The 20,161-nt window shown below is 58.5% G+C and carries 15 protein-coding genes; 7 read left to right on the forward strand and 8 right to left on the reverse strand.

What is annotated here, in order from left to right; genetic code table 11:
• Positions 1–12 precede the first annotated feature (12 nt).
• The 4 genes from P4G45_RS01435 to P4G45_RS01450 form a co-directional block, all read right to left on the reverse strand.
• Positions 13–1,581 (reverse strand): glycerol-3-phosphate dehydrogenase/oxidase, encoded by a 1,569-nt coding sequence (locus P4G45_RS01435; protein ID WP_348267919.1) that lies wholly within the window; start codon positions 1,579–1,581, stop codon positions 13–15.
• A complete protein-coding gene (glpK, locus tag P4G45_RS01440) occupies positions 1,578–3,077 on the reverse strand; it encodes a glycerol kinase GlpK (RefSeq protein ID WP_348267920.1) in 1,500 nt (499 codons plus the stop codon). Before glpK ends, P4G45_RS01435 begins: the two co-directional genes overlap by 4 nt.
• A 224-nt stretch (positions 3,078–3,301) precedes the next feature.
• Positions 3,302–5,953: a glycoside hydrolase family 3 C-terminal domain-containing protein gene (locus P4G45_RS01445; RefSeq protein ID WP_348267921.1), complete on the reverse strand. Its 2,652-nt coding sequence runs from the start codon at positions 5,951–5,953 to the stop codon at positions 3,302–3,304.
• A 94-nt stretch (positions 5,954–6,047) separates the two neighbouring features.
• Entirely contained in the window at positions 6,048–7,460 is a 1,413-nt protein-coding gene (locus P4G45_RS01450) for an APC family permease (protein WP_348267922.1), read from the reverse strand.
• Between the two features lie 54 nt (positions 7,461–7,514).
• On the opposite strand from P4G45_RS01450, the gene P4G45_RS01455 reads away from it, so the two are divergent.
• Complete coding sequence (locus P4G45_RS01455; protein WP_348267923.1) at positions 7,515–8,642, forward strand: SIS domain-containing protein; 1,128 nt, start codon at positions 7,515–7,517, stop codon at positions 8,640–8,642.
• Positions 8,643–9,186: 544 nt separating this feature from the next.
• Entirely contained in the window at positions 9,187–10,467 is a 1,281-nt protein-coding gene (locus tag P4G45_RS01460; protein WP_348267924.1) for a glycoside hydrolase family 28 protein, read from the forward strand.
• Here the strand turns inward: P4G45_RS01460 and P4G45_RS01465 are convergent, their stop codons facing one another.
• From P4G45_RS01465 to trxB, 3 genes are read right to left on the reverse strand one after another with little or no spacing between them, the layout of a single operon-like run.
• Positions 10,468–10,782 (reverse strand): DUF167 domain-containing protein, encoded by a 315-nt coding sequence (locus tag P4G45_RS01465; protein WP_348267925.1) that lies wholly within the window; start codon positions 10,780–10,782, stop codon positions 10,468–10,470.
• Complete coding sequence (locus P4G45_RS01470; RefSeq protein ID WP_348267926.1) at positions 10,779–11,471, reverse strand: YggS family pyridoxal phosphate-dependent enzyme; 693 nt, start codon at positions 11,469–11,471, stop codon at positions 10,779–10,781. Before P4G45_RS01470 ends, P4G45_RS01465 begins: the two co-directional genes overlap by 4 nt.
• Positions 11,472–11,480: 9 nt before the next feature.
• Complete coding sequence (gene trxB, locus P4G45_RS01475) at positions 11,481–12,434, reverse strand: thioredoxin-disulfide reductase (RefSeq protein ID WP_348267927.1); 954 nt, start codon at positions 12,432–12,434, stop codon at positions 11,481–11,483.
• 72 nt (positions 12,435–12,506) lie between these two features.
• Here trxB and P4G45_RS01480 point away from each other — a divergent pair, with 72 nt between their 5' ends.
• The 4 genes from P4G45_RS01480 to P4G45_RS01495 all read left to right on the forward strand — a co-directional run bounded on the left by P4G45_RS01480 (position 12,507) and on the right by P4G45_RS01495 (position 17,989).
• Positions 12,507–12,707, forward strand: coding sequence for an allantoinase (locus P4G45_RS01480; RefSeq protein ID WP_348267928.1), 201 nt, complete (start codon positions 12,507–12,509; stop codon positions 12,705–12,707).
• A 173-nt stretch (positions 12,708–12,880) separates the two neighbouring features.
• Positions 12,881–13,615 carry a hypothetical protein gene (locus tag P4G45_RS01485; protein ID WP_348267929.1) on the forward strand — a complete coding sequence of 245 codons (735 nt, stop codon included), beginning with the start codon at positions 12,881–12,883 and terminating at the stop codon, positions 13,613–13,615.
• Complete coding sequence (locus P4G45_RS01490; protein ID WP_348267930.1) at positions 13,605–16,520, forward strand: IPT/TIG domain-containing protein; 2,916 nt, start codon at positions 13,605–13,607, stop codon at positions 16,518–16,520. Before P4G45_RS01485 ends, P4G45_RS01490 begins: the two co-directional genes overlap by 11 nt.
• An 86-nt stretch (positions 16,521–16,606) precedes the next feature.
• Positions 16,607–17,989 carry an NAD(P)/FAD-dependent oxidoreductase gene (locus tag P4G45_RS01495; protein ID WP_348267931.1) on the forward strand — a complete coding sequence of 461 codons (1,383 nt, stop codon included), beginning with the start codon at positions 16,607–16,609 and terminating at the stop codon, positions 17,987–17,989.
• 19 nt (positions 17,990–18,008) lie between these two features.
• Here the strand turns inward: P4G45_RS01495 and P4G45_RS01500 are convergent, their stop codons facing one another.
• Complete coding sequence (locus P4G45_RS01500; protein ID WP_348267932.1) at positions 18,009–18,926, reverse strand: MBL fold metallo-hydrolase; 918 nt, start codon at positions 18,924–18,926, stop codon at positions 18,009–18,011.
• 217 nt (positions 18,927–19,143) lie between these two features.
• Here P4G45_RS01500 and P4G45_RS01505 point away from each other — a divergent pair, with 217 nt between their 5' ends.
• Complete coding sequence (locus P4G45_RS01505) at positions 19,144–20,118, forward strand: YihY/virulence factor BrkB family protein (RefSeq protein WP_348267933.1); 975 nt, start codon at positions 19,144–19,146, stop codon at positions 20,116–20,118.
• Positions 20,119–20,161: the final 43 nt, after the last annotated feature.

Raw genomic sequence — 20,161 nt, forward strand, 5'->3', positions numbered from 1 at the left:
CGTTATGCAGACTTAGTCTTCCCGGTAGATATACCCTTTTGCCAAATCTAAAAACTGTTGCAAATCTCTCTCTCGCCACGCGTCGCTTCTGCCTAATTCCTTAGCCAGCAGAGCCGAGACAACGGGGGCCGCTTCCATTGCCGCCCGCGCATCCAGAAAGAGCGCCCGCGTCCGCCGCGCAAGCACGTCCTCCACTGTCCGAGCCATCTCAAATCGTGCCCCCCAAACCACCTCACGCAGCCGGTAGGGAAGCCGCGGATGCAGAAGCCCATCCAGCGCTGCATCGTTCTCCGCCAGGCTTTGAAGCAACGGCAGGTCGGCGCCATAGACCCGCTCCGCCTCCGCCATACCACCCGATCTATCCGTCCATCCATGCAGCTTCAGGTCCGGGGTCCGCGAAGTTGTCTTTGCAAGTCCGGCAACTTCAGCAGCTTGGTTGATCGTGTCCTCACCCATGCGTCGATAGGTGGTCCATTTGCCGCCCGTCACCGTCACCAGCCCGGACTTCGAAACCAGAATTGTATGGTCGCGCGAGAGCTTCGACGTCTTGCCGCCGCCTTTGCGTACAAGCGGCCGCAGCCCCGACCACATGCTGCGAATCTCTCCGGTCTCCGGCCTGCGCCCGAAATAACGGGCAATATGCTCAAGCAAAAACGTCCTCTCCGAGGCCATCGAGCGCGGCTCTACGGAAGCTGCAGCTACCGGCACATCCGTCGTACCCACAATCGTCGATTCATGCCACGGTATAGCGAACAGCACTCGCCCATCCGCCGTCTTTGGAATCATCAATGCTACGTTACCGGGCAAAAAGGAGTGAGGCAGGACAAAATGTGTCCCCTGGCTCACGGCCAGCAGCGACTCGGCCGCCACCCCGTCCATGGCCAAAATCTCTTCCGTAAAGACGCCGCTGGCATTGACGACAACCTTTGCCTGCAAATCGAACCGGACATCTTCCTCGCACTCGCGTGCCTGAATTCCAACGATCTTGCCGCCTTGCTTCAACAGCCCAGTCGCCTCGACATAATTGATCGCCGTACCACCCAGATCTTCAAACGTTCGCAACAGGGAGATCGCATACCGCGCATCGTCGAACTGTCCATCGTGATACAGAATGCCGCCGCGAAGCCCCGCATCGGCGATCCCCGGCAGCATCTCCACCGTCCGCTTCCGCGAAAGCAGCTTCGACGGTCCCAGCGAAAGCCGTCCCGACATCCGCTCATAAACCTTCAGGCCAAATCCATAGTAGGGAAGCGAGAAGTAGTCGAACGCCGGCACCACGAACTGCAGATTGTGGACAAGGTGCGGCGCATTCCGCAGCATGTGCCCGCGCTCCCGCAGGGCATCCATCACCAGCGTGATATTCAGTTGCTCGAGATACCGCACCCCGCCATGCACCAGCTTCGTGCTGCGGCTCGAGGTTCCCTTGGCAAAATCGAACCGCTCCACCAGTACCGTGCGATAGCCTCGCGAAGCAGCCTCGACCGCCGCGCCCAGTCCGCTGGCGCCACCGCCAATGACCACCACGTCCCACGGCTCACTCTGTTCTCCGAGCCGTCGTAATATCTCAGATCTCTCGCTCAATCCTGTGTCTCCCCAGCCCAATCGCGGGCACGGTCCAATGCCCTGTGCCACGTGGCCTTCACCTTGCGTCTCGCCTCGGCATCGATCTGCGGTTTGAACACGCGGTCTATCTGCCATTGCCGCGCAATCGTCTCCTTGTCCGGCCAATATCCCACCGCAAGCCCTGCGAGATAAGCCGCGCCCAGCACGGTCGCCTCCGCATTCTTCGGACGGACCACGTCAATTCCCAGCACATCCGCCTGAATCTGCATCAGCAGATTATTCGCTGAAGCTCCGCCATCTACCCGCAACTGTGCCAGCGGCAGGCCCGAGTCCGTCTGCATTGCCTCCAGAACATCCATCGCCTGCAACGCAATCCCTTCCAGCGCCGCCCTTGCGATATGCGCTCGCGAAGTCCCTCGCGTCATTCCCAGCATCGCGCCCCGAGCATATTGGTCCCAGTGCGGTGCGCCCAATCCCGCGAACGCCGGCACCAGCACCACCCCATTCGTGCTTGGAACCGAAGCGGCCAGCTCCTCTATCTCCGCCGAAGTGCGAATCATCTGCAACTCGTCTCGCAGCCACTGCACTACCGCGCCCGCCATCAACATGCTGCCTTCGAGCGCATACTCCACCGTGTCGCCAATCTTCCACGCAATCGTCGTCAGCAATTTATTTTGCGAGGTCACGGGCTTTGTGCCGGTATTCATCAGCATGAAGCTCCCTGTGCCGAACGTGCACTTCGCCATCCCGGGCTCGCTGCACATCTGTCCAAACAGTGCCGCCTGCTGGTCTCCCGCAATTCCGGCAATGGAGATCCCGTCTAAAATTCCCTTCGTCGTTCCGCAATGGCCACTCGAAGCAACTACCTCCGGCAGCACAGCCCGAGGAATATCCAGCAGCTTTAAAAGTTCCTCATCCCACTCCAGCGTATGGATGTTGAAGAGCATCGTGCGCGAAGCATTCGTCGCATCCGTAACGTGCCTTTCGCCCTGCGTCAGCTTCCATATCAACCAGCTATCGACCGTGCCGAAGGCCAGCTTCCCGGCTATCGCCCGGTCCCGCGCACCGGGCACGTTATTCAGCAGCCAATTCAATTTGCTTCCGGAAAAATAAGCATCCGGCAAGAGGCCTGTCTTGGCCTGAATCATCTCGGAATTGCCGTGGCTCCGCAGCGTATCGCAGAACTCCGCAGTCCGTCTGTCCTGCCACACAATCGCGTTATAGACCGGTTCACCGGTCTCGCGGTCCCACAGCACCGTCGTCTCGCGCTGGTTCGTAATCCCAATGGCCGCAATATCACGTTCCGTCAGGTCCGCCGCCGCCAGCGTCTCAGTCGCCACGCCGCTCTGCGAAGACCAAATCTCGGTAGGCGAGTGCTCCACCCATCCCGGCTTGGGAAAGATCTGCTTGAACGGCCGCTGCCGAATGGACACCACATTGCCCGCGCCGTCGATCACCATCGCCCGCGAACTCGTCGTCCCCTGATCGAGCGCCAGAATGTATTGCTTCCCCATGGCTCAGTACCTCAACCGGCGACGTGGTTACCGGTAACTTCCAAAGATTTTCGCAACCACTCCAACCGCTACGGCCTTCAGTAGAGGATTCTACCCGCAACTTACATGAATGCAGAATAACTATCTACCACGAACTTTTCCTTATAATATCGACCGACAAAAAGGCCCCCGCCGCATTGAAATCATGCGAGACAGGGGCCTCGATACATCGCAGGAAACCCCCCTTACCGAGGCAGTGCCTTCGAGCCGACAATGGTGAACTGCTTGGTTACTCCGCCTTCGTCCGCGTCCGGCTGAGCTCCACCAACGAAGATGGAATACTCTCCAGCCTCGATGCTGCGCTTTCCATCCGCCGCCACCGTGCTCAGGCTGCGAGGATCGATCACCACATGCACATGCTGCCGCGCATGGCCATCCAGTGGAGTCCGCACAAACCCCACCAGCGAATGAATCGGAGCGGTGGCCGAAGCCGGGGCCTTCAGGTAAATCTCCGAAACCGCATCTCCCTTCGCCGAGCCGGTATTCTCCACCTCGGCATCCAGCGTCAACGGTTCGCCCGCCGTCAGCTTCTCCGCCGACAGCTTCACATCGTTCCACTTGAACTTCGAGTAGCTAAGTCCATACCCAAAGCCCCAAAGCGTGCTCCCAGTAAAGTAGCGGTAAGTCCGCTTCGCCATCGAATAGTCATCGAACGGTGGAAGCTCCTTCGTCCCTGCATAGAATGTAATCGGCAACCGTCCCGCAGGATTGTTATCACCCGCCAGCGTATTGGCAATCGCAGCGCCGCCTTCTTCGCCTGGATACCACGCCTCCAGAACCGCAGCCGCATTGTCCTTCGCCCACTTCACGGCCAGCGCGCTGCCATTCATCAGCACTACGACCACAGGCTTGCCCGTCGCAGCCACTGCCTCCAGCATTTCCTTCTGCACGGCTGGCAGTTCAATCTCAGTGCGGTCGCCCCCATCAAAGCCCTCGACATGCACCGGCATCTCTTCGCCCTCAAGATTCGGCGAAAGCCCAACAAACGCGACCACAATGTCAGCCTGCTTCGCTATCTTCACTGCCTCTGCACGTTCAGCTTCGACAGGCGGCTTCCACTCGAGCGAAAGCCCCGCGTCAAACAAAGACGCATGATGCGAGTACTCAATCCGCAGATCATGTGCCTGCCCATCGCTCAGGTCCAGCACAAACGGCTCCCCCCTTCGCGAATGTTTCTTCCCCTGTGCCTGTTCTTCGGTGACCTGCTTGCCATCGAGAAAGACCCGCGCTCCCTTCGCATCCCTGCGAAAGCTGAACTCATACTTGCCCGGCACCGGAGGCGTGATCGTCCCCGTCCAGCGCACGCCAAACTCCGTCGCCTTCACCTCAGGCACAGGAGCGGCCGCGTTCCAGTCAAAGTCCACCTGCTGGTCCACTCGCGTAACCATAGGCTTGCCCGTCAGCTCGATATTGTCGAAGTACTCTCCCTTCAGCCCAAACGCTGCGCTCCCCTTCGCCGGATGCAGTAAAGTCCGCGGCACGGGCACCATCAGCTCCGAAACATAAGGCGACCCCTGTGCGTAAAGAATCCTCGCCCGCCCGGCAAACTTCGCTTCCATCCCACTCAGCGGCAATATCGGATGCGACGGAATCGCGTTATAGTTCCCCTCGATGGCCGCCAGCGCAGCCGCATTCGGCCCAATCACCGCAATCGTCTTCACGTCTTTCTTCAGCGGCAGAATGCCATCGTTCTTCAGCAGCACCATCGACTTCTCCGCCACCACTCGCGCCAACTCGCGATGCGCCACCGAGTCATCTTCAGAAAAAGGTATCCGCGCATAAGCCACCTTCGCCGCTGGATCAAACAGTCCCAGCTCGAACCGTGCCGTAAACAACCGCTTCACCGACTGATCGATCTCTGCCTCCGAGATCAGTCCATCCTTCACCGCTTTGGTCAGGCTGGCATACTCATCGCCGCAACTTGTATCCGTCCCCGCCTTCACCGAGACCGCCGCAGCATGTTCCATATCCGGAGCAAATTTATGTCCCTCGGCAACGTCCCCAATCGCACCACAGTCCGACGTCACATACCCCTTGAAGCCCCAGGTCTTGCGCAGCATATCCGAAAGCAGAAACGTATTCGCGCAAGCGGGCTCGCCATCAATCGCGTTATAGGCGCACATCACGCTCCCCGCTTTGGCCTCCTTCACTGTCGCACGAAACGCCGGCAAATAGGTGTCTTCAAGATCATGCGGTGAGACATCGATATTCGCCGTATGCCGCGTGCTCTCCGGCCCCGAGTGAACAACATAGTGCTTCGGCGTGGCAATCGTCTTGTAGTAGTGCGGATCGTCTCCTTGCAGCCCTTCGACAAACGCCACCCCCAGCCGCGAAGTCAGAAAAGGATCTTCGCCATAAGTCTCCTGCCCGCGCCCCCAGCGCGGATCGCGAAAGATATTGATGTTCGGCGACCAGATATCCAACCCGAAATAGATGCTGTGATTGTCGTGCCGCAGCGCCTCCGCATTCTTGGCGCGAGCCTCGGTAGAAATCGTCGTAGCCACCTGATGCATCAGTGGAATGTCCCACGTCGCCGCCAGCCCAATCGCCTGCGGAAACACCGTCGCATAGCCCGACCGCGCAATTCCATGCAGCCCTTCGCTCCACCAGTCATACTCCGGCACATCCAGCCGCGGAATCGCTACGGCATGATTCTGCATCTGCGAGACCTTCTCCGCCAGCGTCATCTTGCCCACCAGGTCATCCACGCGCTGAGCCACTGGCAGCGAAGAGTCCATATACACCGGCTTCGCCTGCGCCACTCCCGCAGGCGTCCACAACATTACCGACACAGTTGCAACTAAGCCCGCATATAGAGGCAGCATCTTTCGCGACATAGGTTCCACACCAGCTTTCGAGGGGATAAAATCCACCTTGCCAATTTAGCTGGTCGCAATGATGAAAAGCAATAAAATTGCGAATACTAAATCGTTAAACCTTTGCTCTTGCAGCCCGCCCCGCAAAAAAACGCACTCCATAAACCAACGCCCCCGCAAGCAAAATCAAACCCGCCGTCCGCATCTCTCGTGCAAAGTTAGGCCGCGAAAACAAAATGAACACAAATCCACCCAGCGCCAGCAAAACCGGCAGCGGATAAAGCGGCATCCTGAACCCCCGCAGCTTCCGCTCGCGCCGATGCTCTGGCAGCAACACTGCCAACCCCTGCAGCAGAAACTGAAACAGAATCCGAACCACCACCAGCGTCGTAATCACCTCCTGCAATCGAAAGATGCAGCAGGCCATCGTCATCGCACCCAGCGTCAGCAGAGAGTGCTGCGGAATCCGGTGCTTCTCATGCACCGCCCCAAACCATGCCGGAAAGTTCCCATCCCGCGCCGCCGCAAATGGAATCCGCGAATACCCCAGCAGCAAAGCCAGCACAGAAGCCAGCGCTGCCACCGCGATCAACACCACCACCACGCCTGCGGCGGTATGCCCATACAGCCGCTCCATAAACACGGCCATCGTAAACATCCGCGCATGGCTGTCCGTATCGGCGGCCAGCTCTCGCCACGGCAGCACGCCCAGCACACTCACATTCATCAGCAGATAAAGCGTGGCTACAATCGCAATCGCTCCCAGCACCGCTCGCGGAATCGTCCGTTGCGGATCACGCACCTCTCCTGCCACAAAGCACACGTTGTAATAACCCCAGTAGTCATAGGCCGAGATCAGCATCCCCGCTCCCAGCCCCACAAAGAAAGCGCCATTCAGATGGAACGCGCCCGCAGGAAAATCAAACGCCCGATGCGCATCGAAGTGCAGAAACCCGGCCACAATAATCAGCACCAGCGTCAGCACCACCACCAGTCCCAGCCAGCGCACAATCCTGTCGATCTTCACAATGCTGCGATACAGCACCACCACCGCAACCGAGCACGCCGCCATCGCAATCAGCGTCTGCCCACTCAGTACAATCGGAACCCCCAGCCACCGCGCCGAAAAAAAAGCATGCCCCGCATTCGGCGCAAAGAACGAAACATACTGCGAAAACCCAATGCACCCCGAAGCAATCGAAAGCGGAGCACTGAACAGCAACTGCCACGCATAAAGAAACGAGAACGCGCGCCCCCATCCGCGCTCGCCATAAAGATGTTTCAGATACGCATACGATCCCCCGGCCTCCGGATAAGCCGTACCCAACTCACTCCAGACCAACCCATCGCACAGCGACAGCAGCGCCCCCAGCACCCATCCCAGCATCGCCTGCGGCCCGCCCATCACACCCACAATCAGCGGCAGCGTTATAAACGGGCCCACCCCCACCATGTCGATCACGTTCAGTCCCAGCGCCGAACTGGTCGACAGTCCGCGCTGCAACTCCAACGGTTTTGAATGAACCACTCTCTCCACAGCACTCATTTATAACTAGAAGATACAGAAGGGGTGTGCCCAACCATGCTTCCGCAAAACAAAACCTTCCCCCACGCCATGCTCCGCGAGATCTTCGAGCAGCCCAACGCCATCGCCGACACCCTTACCGCCTACACCGAAGACAACTGCCTCCGCGAGGACACCTTCCGCACCGCGCTCCAGGCCCTCGTCGGCAAAGAGAGTCTGCTCATCTCCGCCAGCGGCTCTAGCCGTCACGCCGGTCTCGTCGGCGAAATCCTCTTCGAAGACCTCGCCGGAATCCCCGTCGACGTCGAGTACGCCAGCGAGTACATCTATCGCTCCACCCACACCCTCAAAAATCCCTGCTTCCTCGCCATCTCGCAGTCCGGCGAGACCGCCGACACCTCCGAGGCTCTCCGCGAAGCCATCGCCCGCGGCACCTCCACCATCGCCATCACCAACAAGCCCGAATCGACCATGGCAAAACTGGCAAGCTGCTCTCTGCCCACCATGGCCGGTATCGAACGCGCCGTCCCCGCCACCAAGAGCTTCACCACGCAGCTTACGGTGATCTCGCTCCTCTCCCTCTTCGCCGCCCGCATCCGTGGCCGCATGACCCGCGCCGTCGTCGAATCCCACCTCGAAGAGATACAAGCCGTTCCCGCCGCCATGCAGGCTATTCTCCCGCAATGGGAGTCGCAGCTCGCCGACCTCTCCCCCCAGATCCAGTCAGCCGAATCCTTTCTCTTCCTCGGCCGCGGCGTCCACTACCCTATCGCCCGCGAAGGTGCGCTCAAGCTCAAGGAGTCCTCTTACATCCAGGCCGAGGGCTACCCCACCGGCGAGCTCAAGCACGGCCCCAACGCCCTCATCGACTCCAATACCCCGCTCGTCGTCCTCGCTACCAGCGACCCCCGCGCGCCCGACTCTCTCCTGCGCTACGAAAAGACCGTCAACCTCCTTCGCGACATGCGTAAGCAGGGCGCCGTCGTCCTCTCCATCGTCAACCAGGGCGACACCCGCATCGCCGAACTCAGCACTCACACCATCACCATCCCCCCCTGCGCCGAGTACATCGCCCCCCTTTACGAAGTCGTCCCGCTGCAACTGCTCGCCTACTTCATGGCCATAGGCCGCAACATCGACGTAGACAATCCCCGCAACCTGGTCAAAGCCGTAGTACAGGAATAAAGCTCCTGACCAGGCTGCTGAAGAACTCAATATTTTGCTCTTTTGTTGCCATTCCCGTAGGGAATCTGTGTTTCTCCTCGGCTCGCACAACTACGCCTGTAGGGAAAATGCTCTAGTTCCGCCGTAAGCGGTTTTCAGTACTTCCCTGTAGCCGTTGACGAAAAAATGCTGTCAAGCCGCCCCGTGCCCAAAAACGAGGCAAAATTCTCTCAAATGATACAAAATAAACAACTTCCACCGCTTAAAATAAATTACCCCAACCTGCAAATCAGTTCTGCCCAAATGGCTACAATTAAAGCAGCAGAAAAGCAGGGAAAGAGCCGGTATCGGCCTAACTCCTTTCGATAGAAGACTTTGCCTGTAAGCAATTTGGAATCAAGACTTTAGCTTTGTACCTTAAGTTTCAAGTTGTTGAATCTAAATACTTTGCGATTAAGGTACGGGGGAGGGGGGTACCCCAGATAAGAAAACAGATCACCGCAAGCGTGGTAAGACCAATTGCAGGTAGTATTCCGAAGAGCGCAATGCGCGCATCGGAGAAGGCATGAAAATCGGCGGCATTCGGTTTGTGGCAGTCACAGCAGCAGGGCTGATGGCAGGCATCGCCCTCCCCGCAATGGCAGCGCCCAGAGTCTGCGACGCCCGCACCTACGGCGCCAAGGCAGATGGAACGACGAAGGACACTCAGGCCATACAGTCAGCGATTGACGACTGCGCGAAGGCGGGCGGCGGTACCGTCAAGCTCTCCGGCGGAACCTTCCTCTCCGCTCCCATCGTCCTCAAAAACCACATCACCCTCGACATCGCCAAGGGCTCAACGCTGCTGGGCTCCCCTGACCACGCCGACTACCCTGCAAAGACGGAGTTCCGCGGTCCCGGCTACCAGTCTCTCGTCGGCGCAACCAACGCAGAAGACATCGCCATCACCGGCGGCGGCACCATCGACGGCAACGGAGCTAGTTGGTGGGCCCTGGCACGAACCCAGAAGAACGCCGGCGTCCTCGGCAGCGAAAACTCCCGCCCCCGAGGCGTAGTCTTCGACCACTGCAAACACATCCGCATCGAAGGCGTCACCGTTCAAAACTCGCCCTACTGGCAGATCGTTCCCTACTACACCTACGATGTCGTCATCCGCAATGTGCGCATCCTCGCGCCGCAGCACTCACCGAACACCGATGCCATCGATCCCTTCAGCTCCAGCAACGTCGTCATCGACCACGTCTACGCCGACGTAGGTGACGACAACATCGCCATCAAGAGCGGAATGATCAACTCTCCCGGCCCCGACGCGCCAAGCACGAACATCACCATCACCGACTGCGACTTCATGCATGGTCACGGCCTTTCCATCGGCAGCGAGATCGCTGGCGGTGCACAGAACATTCACGCCGAACGCATCCACTTCAACGGCACCGATCAAGGCATCCGCATCAAAGCCAACCGCGACCGTGGCAACGACGTCAGCAACATCTCCTTCAAGGACATCACGATGGAGAACGTGAAGACCTCGATCCTCATCAGCGAGTACTACCCCAAGGCGCTTCCTCAAGGTGAAGTTGCGGCGGAGCCCGTCCAGCGCCTCACGCCCCACTTTCACAACATCACCATCGAGAACGTCAAGTCAGTCAACAGCGCCTGGGCAGGCGTCGTCATCGGCTTGCCGGAGGCTCCCGTAAAGGACCTCGTCATGAAAAACATCGACATTCAAGCGAAAAAAGGAATGGCGATCGCATACGCAACCGTAACCGGAAGCAACGTAAAGATCACAGCATCAGAAGGGCAGGGAATCACCATCGCTCCCACCGCGAAAGTGACCTTCAAGTAGTCAGCAAAGTTCAATGGGAAAGAGCGCGGCCTGAACCTCAGCCGCGCTTTTTCCTGTGATGCGAAGCAGTTTCATTCGGCTCGTCACGCCGGAAAGAATGGCGATGCGCGCTCGCGGAACTCGCAGCAAATCCGCAATGAACTCAATCAAAGCCTCGTTGGCGCGCCCATCCACCGGCGGCGTAGTCAGCGAGATCTTCACCGCGCCAGCATGGATACCCGCAACGTCGTTTTTCCGGGCACCGGGGCGAACACGCACGGAGAGCGTGCAGCCGTCGCCAACATCCTGCACGAAAGGTGAGAATTCTTCGCTCATGCCGGATACACCCGCTTGCCGAAGAGTGCGGTTCCCACGCGGACACAGGTGCTGCCCTCTTCAATCGCAACAACAAAGTCGTTCGACATCCCCATGGACAATTGAGTAAGTGCTGGATGCATCTTCCGCGACTCATCGCGAAGCCTCCGCAGCTCGCGAAAATAAGGCCGCGCCGTTTCGGCGTCTTCGGACCATGGAGGAACAGTCATCAGCCCGACCACTTCAATCGAGGCAAGCACTTCCATCGCAGCCAGCAACTCCGGCAACTCTTCCGGAGCCAGCCCATGCTTCGACTCTTCGTGGCTCAGCTTCACCTCAACCAGCACTGGCATCTTCTTGTTCAGTGCGGTACAAGCACTACTGAGCCGCTGCGCGATCTTGAGCGAGTCGACCGTATCCACGGCATCAAAAAGCTCTGCTGCACGGTTCGTCTTGTTCGATTGCAGCGGCCCGATGAGATGGAAGCTGGCATCGCTGAGTCCAGCCAGATGCTGCGATTTCTCCTGAAACTCCTGCACGCGGTTCTCGCCAAAGAGCCGCTGACCTGCGGCGTAGGCCTCCAGAATGACCTCTACCGGATGAACCTTGCTTACGGCCATCAAAGCGACTTCGCTCTCTGAACGACTGCTTCGGCGGCACGCTTCAGCGATCTGGTCGTGCAGGTGGGCGAGATTATCGGCGATTGACATGGTTCTGTCTTATCTGCCGTGCTCTTCCAGATACTTTTCTACTTCGAGCGCGGCCATGCAGCCTGACCCCGCGGCGGTAATGGCTTGTCGATAGCGGCGGTCCTGAATGTCGCCGCAGGCATACACTCCGGGCAGCGGCTCTCCGTTCAGCGTCGGGAAGACGTTATTCTGCGTCAGGATGTAGCCGTCCTCGTCGAGGTCGAGCATTCCCTTGAAAGCGGATGCATTGGGAATGTGTCCGATGCCAAGAAACATGGCTGAGACGTGCAGAATGAACTCGTCGCCGGTGACGCGGTTCTTCAACCGCAATCCTTTTACGTCCTTTTCTTCAACGCCCAGCACCTCTTCGACCGTTGTGCTGGAGAGGAACTCGATGTTTGGATGAGCGACCGCGCGCTCGAGCATGATCTTTGAGGCGCGAAAGTGCTCGCTGCGATTGATCAGCGTGACCTTCGACGCAAACCGCGTCAAAAACAGCGCCTCTTCCATGGCCGAGTCGCCGCCACCGATGACAGCGATCTCCTTGCCCGAGAAGAAGAAGCCGTCGCAGGTGGCGCAGGAGCTGACACCGTGGCCGATCAGGGCCTGCTCCGACGGCAGGTTCAGCCAGCGGGCGCTTGCGCCGGAGGCGATGATGAGCGTCCGAGTATGGATGATCTCGTTTCCGAGGTTCAGCTCAAAAGGGTGCTTGGTCAGATCGACTGAGGCAAGATGCGCCATGCGCAGCTCTGCGCCGAAGCGGACCGCCTGCTTCTTCATGTTTTCAATCAGCTCGGGGCCTTGAATGCCATCAGGCCAGCCGGGGAAGTTCTCGACCAGCGTGGTGATGGACAACTGGCCGCCAGGCTCGTGGCCTTCGAGGACCAGAGGCTTGAGGTTTGAGCGGGCGGCATAGATGGCGGCGGTCAGTCCGGAGCAGCCGGAACCGAGGATGACGGTATCGCGAGTATTGTTTTCAGGCATATTAACTCTCTTAGTGTAAATGCGCGATTGAGGAAAAGGATGCAAGCCGCATTTAGTGACACAATTGAGGCTATGGCAAATCTCACATTGGTCTACGGAATGAGGCTGCTGCCCGCGGATGAAATAACGGCAGTGGGCGATGCACCCGTCACGCTGCAGAATGGCAACGAAGCGCATGTGACCATGCATGTGCTGGAGGGCAGCCGAGAGCAGATCGAAGCCCAACTCCGCATGAGCATTGACGCTTTCTTCGATTTTTATCCTGAAATCTAGACATCTTTTGCTTCCCGCCCACACCTAATCTCTTACTCTCAACAGGTGAGGCCCAGCGTTGGAGCTGGGCCTTTGCGTTTCCGCGCCACTCTGCTTCGCTTGTCTCGAAACAGGTCACTCGAGTCACGTTACCTGCCTTCTGCCGAAAAAGAAGCAGAGGAGGGTAACGCCAGATGGTCAGAAATCTGCGGATATTTCGGGGGTGGCTCGCCTTTTCGGCGGCCGCATTGCTGATGGGGCTTGCTCATGCACAGACTTCTTCCTCTGGGAGCTCCAACGGCGCTGCGATGCCGCAGAATGTGGAAGATGTCCTTCATCAGATGTCGGATCGGGCCGATATTATCTTCTTAGGCCAGGTCGCCGCGATCCGTCCCAGTGACGACGATGGCATGGCCGCCGGGTTTGTCGAGATCGATTTCAATGTGGAGCAGCCGATTCGCGGTTGCGCTGGCGGATCCTATGTCCTGCGAGAGTGGGCCGGATTGTGGTCTGGCGATGCGCGCCGCTATCAGATAGGACAGCGGAGGCTTATGATGCTGCATGCGCCCGGAGCCAGCGGCATGAGTTCGCCTGTCGGAGGCATGGATGGGGCCATTCCTATTCGCGGCGTAGCCGACGCCTCGCAACTTGCTATGGCTGCCGGAGATCCTCCTGTTCCTGTGGCCGACCTTCGCTGGCTTGGCGCAAAGGTGGCGCATCCCACGTCTTATGTGCTGCAACCGACCCTGTCGCCTGCGCCCTTGAACATGGAGCGACAGACGGCCTCGGCGGCCACCTTGATTGTGAATCCAACCCTGTCGATTGACGACACCTCAGCCCGTGCTTCGACTCCCGCTCAGCAGGCTTCGGTCGATGCCCTGGTCAAATTACTGACCTCCTGGAAAAAGGCGACGGACGATGTTCGCTGATCTCCCAACGTTGCGACGAGGATTCGCATTTGCCCTCTACTGGCTGGCCGCAGGCGCAATAGCCTTTGCGGGAGGTCCACGCTGGGTGACCGGGCCACCGTATTTCAGTACCGCTGGCATTCCAGTCGTCTGGTACACAAATCAGCCGCTTTATTTCACCGATCAGGGCGACCTGAGTTCGTACGTCAACCACGCTGCGGCGGATGCAATCGTAGCGGCGGCGGCAAATGTTTGGAACGTGCCGACCTCAAGCCTGGTGCTGGGCTATGGAGGTTCACTCGACGAAGATGTCAGCGGAGCAAATGTCTATCCGGGGCCAAATGGGCTGGTATTTCCGGCGGACGTACAAAGCAGCAACTACCAGGCCAAGCAGATTGCCGTGATCTACGACACTGACGGGTCGGTGACGGACATGCTTCTGGGCAGCGGAGCGAGCGACCCCTCCGGTTGCCGCCAGAACGCCGTGACGGAAAGCGTCGACTCCATCGTTCCGGCTGGGTACATCCAACACGCGCTGCTGATTCTGAATGGACGCTGCACGGGTCCGGCCCCGGAACAGCAGTTACAGATGCAGTACCAGCTGATGCGTGCCTTTGGGCGTGTCCTTGGACTTGGCTGGTCGCAGGTGAACGACGACGTCTTTACCGGAAGTCCACAGCCGACCTATCAGGAGGCGCTGAACTGGCCGATCATGCACCCGATCGACATCATCTGCGGGCCCTATACCTATCAATGCCTGCCGCAGCCGTTCACGCTGCGGCCAGACGATCTGTCTGCGCTTGGGATGCTGTATTTTATTCCCCAGAACCAGGCGCCTCCGGGCAAGACAGACACACTGTACCTGGCGCATCAGATCTCGGGAACCGTGGTCTTCCCCACCGGCCAGGGGATGCAGGGCGTGAACGTAGTCGTACGGCGGTGGCATCAATATCGGACTGCCGCAGAATCCTGGCAGACGGTCTCGGCTGTATCAGGCGCTCTATTTAAGGGAGCAGCCGGCAATCCAGTGACCAGCGCTTCGGCGTCCGCGGCGGGCAGCAGTGGTACTTCGAACCTGGCCTATGAGGGGTTCTATGAAGCGTTCCGGATTCCCATGTTCGATGGCAACTGGGACAGCGACATTCTGGACACCGAACCGATCAACCCGCTGTATACGGGTGAGTACGCAGTCGGACCCTATATTGCCAGCCAAGTACAACCCTCGGGCGCAAATTTCGAGCTTTTTACAGACATTATGAGGAGTTATCAGGTGGCTGCGCGGGTGGTCTTGGTCCCGGCCAGCGCGGCTAACAGTTGCAACACCTCAGCGGACGGTACCGAGGCGGCGCCAGCTGCCATTGCCACGCAAGGCTGGTGGACGGGAACGCTCTGCGCCTACGGGCACGCTGGATGGTCCTCGCTGAATGTGAAAGCGAATCGCAGCCTTACGATCGAAGTCACCGCGCAGGATGAAAAGGGGTTCGCTACAACAGCGAAGGCCATGCCGGTGATCGGGGTATGGAATGCGACGGATCCGCTGAAGTCGCTGCCAACCGTGGCATCGGCGCCCACTGCGTTTAATGGCTCAGCTTATGCAGCGACGGCGTTGACGGTGCAGAGTTCGCAGCCGAGTCAATTACGAATTTCGATTGCAGATCAGCGTGGAGATGGCCGCCCTGACTTCGCCTATCAGTCGCGTGTGCTGTATGCAGACAGCGTCAGCCCAGCGAGTGTTAGCGCGGAGGGAGGAGTGGTCACGATTGCGGGGATGGGGTTTCGCGCGGGAAATGTGGTGACGGTTGACGGTGTTGCGGCCACGGTGACGAGCTGGACGGCGACCTCGATTGTGGCCACCGTCCCGTCGGCCCGAGCGCTTGGTTTCAGTGTCGCGGCTACAGCGGATCTGACCGTTACCGACCCATCGACCAGAGGCACGACGACGATGACGGGCGCGCTGAACTATGCCGCTCCGCAGCCCTCGTTGAACCTTGTGACGGCGCCGTCAGGCACAGTGTTTGCCGGCGATACGGCCTCTGTCGCATTCGCGGTGAGAACGTTAGGCGCCGACGGAGTTAGTCCCATTGCGAATCAGTCTGTCAGTTTCACGGCGAACGGCGGTGCCGTTAAGTTTGGTGCCTGCGGAGAATCTGCTTGTACCGTAACGACGGATGCAACGGGCTTGGCCTCGACAACTGTAACTGCGCTCGAAGCGGGATCGATTACGATCTCGGCGGCCAGTTCCATGGGAACGCAGGCTGCCTCGTTTACTGTATTGACGCGGGTTCAGACAGTGACTCCTGTTTTGCCCGTGCTATATATCGCGGCCAATGCAACTGTTCCCTGGACGTCTCAGGTGGATGTAAGCGACAACTCTGCTTCGACGGCGGGGGTCCTTGTGAACTGGCAGTCAACGGCAGGAGCGATATTTTTTTCTCCGGCACAATCGAACGCAGATTCGCAGGGGATGGCTGAGACTCAGGCGACGGTTGGCCCGCTGGCCGCTGGGGGACAGGCGACGGCGTCGGCCTGTGCTTGGACAAACGTATGTGCAGCATTCGCGGCGCAGGCCGTGGACCCGGCGGACTGGCGCATCGAGGTCGTCAGCGGAGCAGGGCAGTCGATTGGGTATGATGGCGTGCTCGCGCCGATCGTGCTGCGGGTGACGGATACAACGGGCGATCCGATAGCCGGCGCTGTGGTCGAAATTCACCAGAGCCTGGATGCGTGGCAGGGGCCGTGTCCCGCTCGGGGACGCTGCCCGGTGCCACCAAGTCAGAGCGCGCAAATATCTTCGGCGGTATCCGATATCAATGGCCTGATAACGCTCGTTCCGTTGCAGCTTGCCGGAGTCGCGGAGGTTACAGATCTTGTTGCAGCTACAGGGACACAGGGATTCGTCTCTCTTTCATTACAGAAACAACCCTGAACCTGAGCTAGACTATTTTGCTGGGGAAAGAGCCGGATAGGTACAGTTCGCATCAAATAGATAGATAAAGTGGAGGAGCGCAAACGATGGCAGTAGGTACATCCGGAGGCGGTGTCGAACGCAAGCGTGTCGTTATTATTGGCGGCGGATTCGCCGGACTGAATGCAGCGCTGGATCTTGCTAAGCTGCCACTCGACATTTCTCTTATTGACCGTAGAAACCACCATACCTTTCAGCCGCTGCTTTATCAGGTGGCGCTTGCGGTGCTTTCTCCCGCCGACATTGCTCAGCCGATTCGCTCCATCTTGCGCAACTATCCTAATGTTGAGGTGCTGATGGACGAGGCTGTGGCCTTCCATCTCGACGAGCAAAGAGTGGAACTGAAGACGGGGGCTGAGCTTGAGTATGACTATCTCATCGTGGCTACCGGTTCCACGCACTCGTACTTTGGCCACGACGATTGGGCGAAGCTCGCTCCCGGCTTGAAGACTGTGGAAGATGCGACCGAGATTCGCCGCCGGGTTCTGCTCGCTTTTGAGCTGGCCGAACGGCAGATGCAGGAGACGGGCAGCCATCCTCCGCTGAACTTTGTCATCATCGGCGGCGGTCCTACGGGAGTGGAACTCGCAGGGGCGATCAGCGACATTGCGAAGCTCTATATGTCGAACAACTTTCGACACATCGATCCTTCAGAGGCAAAGGTGATGATCCTCGAAGGCGGCCCGAAGATTCTGGGTATGTATCCCGACGACCTGCAGGCGAAGGCGCGGGAACAACTCAATGCGCTTGGCGTAAAGCTGCGCGTGAATGCGCATGTCTCCGACGTGCAGCCCGGCTACGTGATGGTTGGCGATGAACGTATCGACGCGGTCGTCACGCTTTGGGCGGCAGGTGTGCAGGCTTCGCCTCTGGGCAAGTTGCTGGGCTTTGCGACGGATAAAAAAGGATGCGTAGTGGTGGATGAGCATCTCAATCCACCGGGGCATCCGGAGATCTTTATCTGCGGCGATCTTGCTCATTTTGAGCAAAATGGCAAGCAGGTTCCCGGTGTCGCGCAACCCGCCATGCAGATGGGTAAGTACGCAGCGAAGCGTATCTCACGTTTGGTCGCCGCGGAGCTGGGAAGCGATGGGACGGGAAGGAATGAGCCATTCCACTACTTCGACAAAGGCGACATGGCGACCATTGGACGCAAGGCTGCCGTGGCGAATATCCAATGGCCATTCAAAGCCCACTGGAGCGGCTTTCCTGCCTGGATGACGTGGCTCGTCGTCCATATCTTCTTTTTGATTGGTTTTAGAAACCGTCTCTCAGTGTTTCGCCAATGGGCCTGGACTTATGTCACCTTCAAGGACAGCGCTCGCCTGATTATCGGATCGCAGGAGCTGCCGGGATGGAACTCTGAGGATAACCAGCCGGTTGCCGTCGCCGCTGCGATGGCTCTCGATCTTGGTTCACCGAAGACGTGATTTGGCAAGGCTGGCGAAATTAAATGCTCTGCTGCTGAGTTTTCAGGATTGGCCTTCGACTGGTCTCCTGCTGAGCGACGCGCATGGTTTCGCCCTCTTCGAGCACTTTCACCTTGCTGCTGATTCCCAGGCGTGTGGCCTCAGCCAGCAGGCGTTGCACAGGCTCATCCATCGGTTCCCGCCCCAGATTGAACGTGCCGAAGTGCATCGGCACCATCCACTTCGCGCCCACTTCGACAAAGCCCCGCACAGCTTCTTCCGGGCTGGTGTGGACGGCGCGATAACTATCTGGGAAGTAGGCCCCGATAGGCAGCAGAGCCACTTGTGGATGAAGCCGCTTTCCAATCTCCTCGAAGCCTGAAAAATAAGCCGTGTCGCCGGAGTGATAGACCGAATACCCCACGCCCTCGACTACATATCCACCATAGCCACGATGGATATCGTTGAACATGCGCGCGCCCCAATGTTTGCAGGGAGTAAGCGTGACGGTCAGGCCGCGGACCTCAAGCTTTTCCCACCACTTCATTCCGTGCACTCTCGAAAAGCCGAGGCCGGATACGAGATCTTCCACTCCCCAGGGAACGACGACATCGGGAGCCTTTTTCCCGAGCATCTGCGCGCTGCGCACGACGCGCCGCAGCGAAGCAATGTTCAGGTGGTCCATGTGAGCGTGCGTCAGCAAAACTACATCGATGGCGGGCATCTCATTGACTAGAAGGCCCGCTCGCCTCTGTCGGCGCAGCAGGATCAGACGCTTGACGAAGACCGGATCGATCAGCACGGAGCGGCCGCCCACCTGAAGCAGAAATGAAGAGTGGCCGATGAAAGTCACCCCCAGTTCGTCTGGCCCGACAATCTCGGTGGGGCGAGGCTCACCCGCTATCGGCTGCGCATGGCTCTCCTGCACTAACCGCCAGAGTTGCTTGAGCTTCGTCACCACAAAGGGTTGCCCTCTCCACCTCTTAAACATTGGTCCTCTTTCCCCTAGATGCGCGCGGATGTAATTACTTTGCCTTGGGGAAGGGCACTCTCGCTCCTTCGATTGCAAGCTGGCTACCCGATACCACATCAATGCGCATCTATCTCATGGGACGAGCATATCAACCCCGAGTCAACCAAGGATTGCCGCTATCTCTGCTGACCACAAGCCCGCCGTGCCTCTCGATCCCCGCCAGCAGCGGATTTGGGATTATGTGTCCCATTCTCCCCTGCACTCACTCTGGGATCTGCAAGGGATTTCTCTCCGGGTCGTTGCGGTGCGCACCTGGAAGAACTTTCTCAGCGACAATCTCCTTGGCCGGGCTGCCGAACTTGGCTTCTACTTTCTATTCGCGCTTTTTCCTACGCTGTTCTGTGCCAGTTCTCTGCTTGGGCTGGCCGCGCGCTCCGCCTCGAGCGTCTATGACAGGTTGCTCCATTACCTGGCCTTCGTCATTCCTCACGCTGCAATGGGGATGGTAATTGCGACCTTCAATGAGACGACTGCGGCTGCTACCAGCGGCAAGCTGACCTTTGGAATTGTTGCCGCTCTCTGGTCTGCCTCGGTTGGCTTCTCGGCGATTCAGGACAGCATGAACACGGTTTACAAGGTCCCCGAGACACGCTCCTATTTTCACGCCCGTATCTCAGCCATCGGAGTCACGATCGTTCTGGCTATTCTGGTTTCGGTTACGCTGTCGTCGATGCTTGCCAGCGACTTTTTCGCCCGTGTCGCCCGCGACCGCATCTATCACCATTTTCTCGCCAGCGTTGTGGTTGTGGTGATCCGCTCTCTCGGTTGGATCGTCGTAACCGTCCTGATTACGCTTTTCTTTGCCATCATCTACTATTGGGCCCCCGATGTGAAAAAGAACTGTTGGCGCTGGCTCACTCCGGGGAGCGCCATCGGTATCGTCGTGTGGATTCTTGCCTCTGTAGGCTTCCGCGTTTATCTGCACTTCTTCAATAACTTCTCTGTTACGTATGGCTCACTGGGAGCGGTCATCATTTTATTGACATGGTTCTACATCACCGGACTGACGCTTCTGCTGGGCGCTGAGATCAACAGCCAGATTGAAGCGGCTGCTGCTGAAAAACGCCTCCTTGCCGAGCATCCTTCCACATTGCCCACGGTCACTCCTGCAGTGTGATTGGACGGTCTGTTGCTATCCACCTAGCCCCCCGATAAATAAT

Source organism: Edaphobacter paludis (assembly GCF_039993895.1).
Lineage (GTDB): Bacteria > Acidobacteriota > Terriglobia > Terriglobales > Acidobacteriaceae > Edaphobacter > Edaphobacter paludis.

Bases quoted from the DNA above. Each gene is read 5' to 3' on its own strand.
- glpK (WP_348267920.1), bottom strand. From the start codon at position 3,077: ATGGGGAAGCAATACATTCTGGCGCTCGATCAGGGGACGACGAGTTCG.
- P4G45_RS01445 (WP_348267921.1), bottom strand. From the start codon at position 5,953: ATGTCGCGAAAGATGCTGCCTCTATATGCGGGCTTAGTTGCAACTGTG.
- P4G45_RS01455 (WP_348267923.1), top strand. From the start codon at position 7,515: ATGCTTCCGCAAAACAAAACCTTCCCCCACGCCATGCTCCGCGAGATC.
- P4G45_RS01460 (WP_348267924.1), top strand. From the start codon at position 9,187: ATGAAAATCGGCGGCATTCGGTTTGTGGCAGTCACAGCAGCAGGGCTG.
- P4G45_RS01465 (WP_348267925.1), bottom strand. From the start codon at position 10,782: ATGAGCGAAGAATTCTCACCTTTCGTGCAGGATGTTGGCGACGGCTGC.
- P4G45_RS01470 (WP_348267926.1), bottom strand. From the start codon at position 11,471: ATGTCAATCGCCGATAATCTCGCCCACCTGCACGACCAGATCGCTGAA.
- trxB (WP_348267927.1), bottom strand. From the start codon at position 12,434: ATGCCTGAAAACAATACTCGCGATACCGTCATCCTCGGTTCCGGCTGC.
- P4G45_RS01480 (WP_348267928.1), top strand. From the start codon at position 12,507: ATGGCAAATCTCACATTGGTCTACGGAATGAGGCTGCTGCCCGCGGAT.
- P4G45_RS01485 (WP_348267929.1), top strand. From the start codon at position 12,881: ATGGTCAGAAATCTGCGGATATTTCGGGGGTGGCTCGCCTTTTCGGCG.
- P4G45_RS01490 (WP_348267930.1), top strand. From the start codon at position 13,605: ATGTTCGCTGATCTCCCAACGTTGCGACGAGGATTCGCATTTGCCCTC.
- P4G45_RS01495 (WP_348267931.1), top strand. From the start codon at position 16,607: ATGGCAGTAGGTACATCCGGAGGCGGTGTCGAACGCAAGCGTGTCGTT.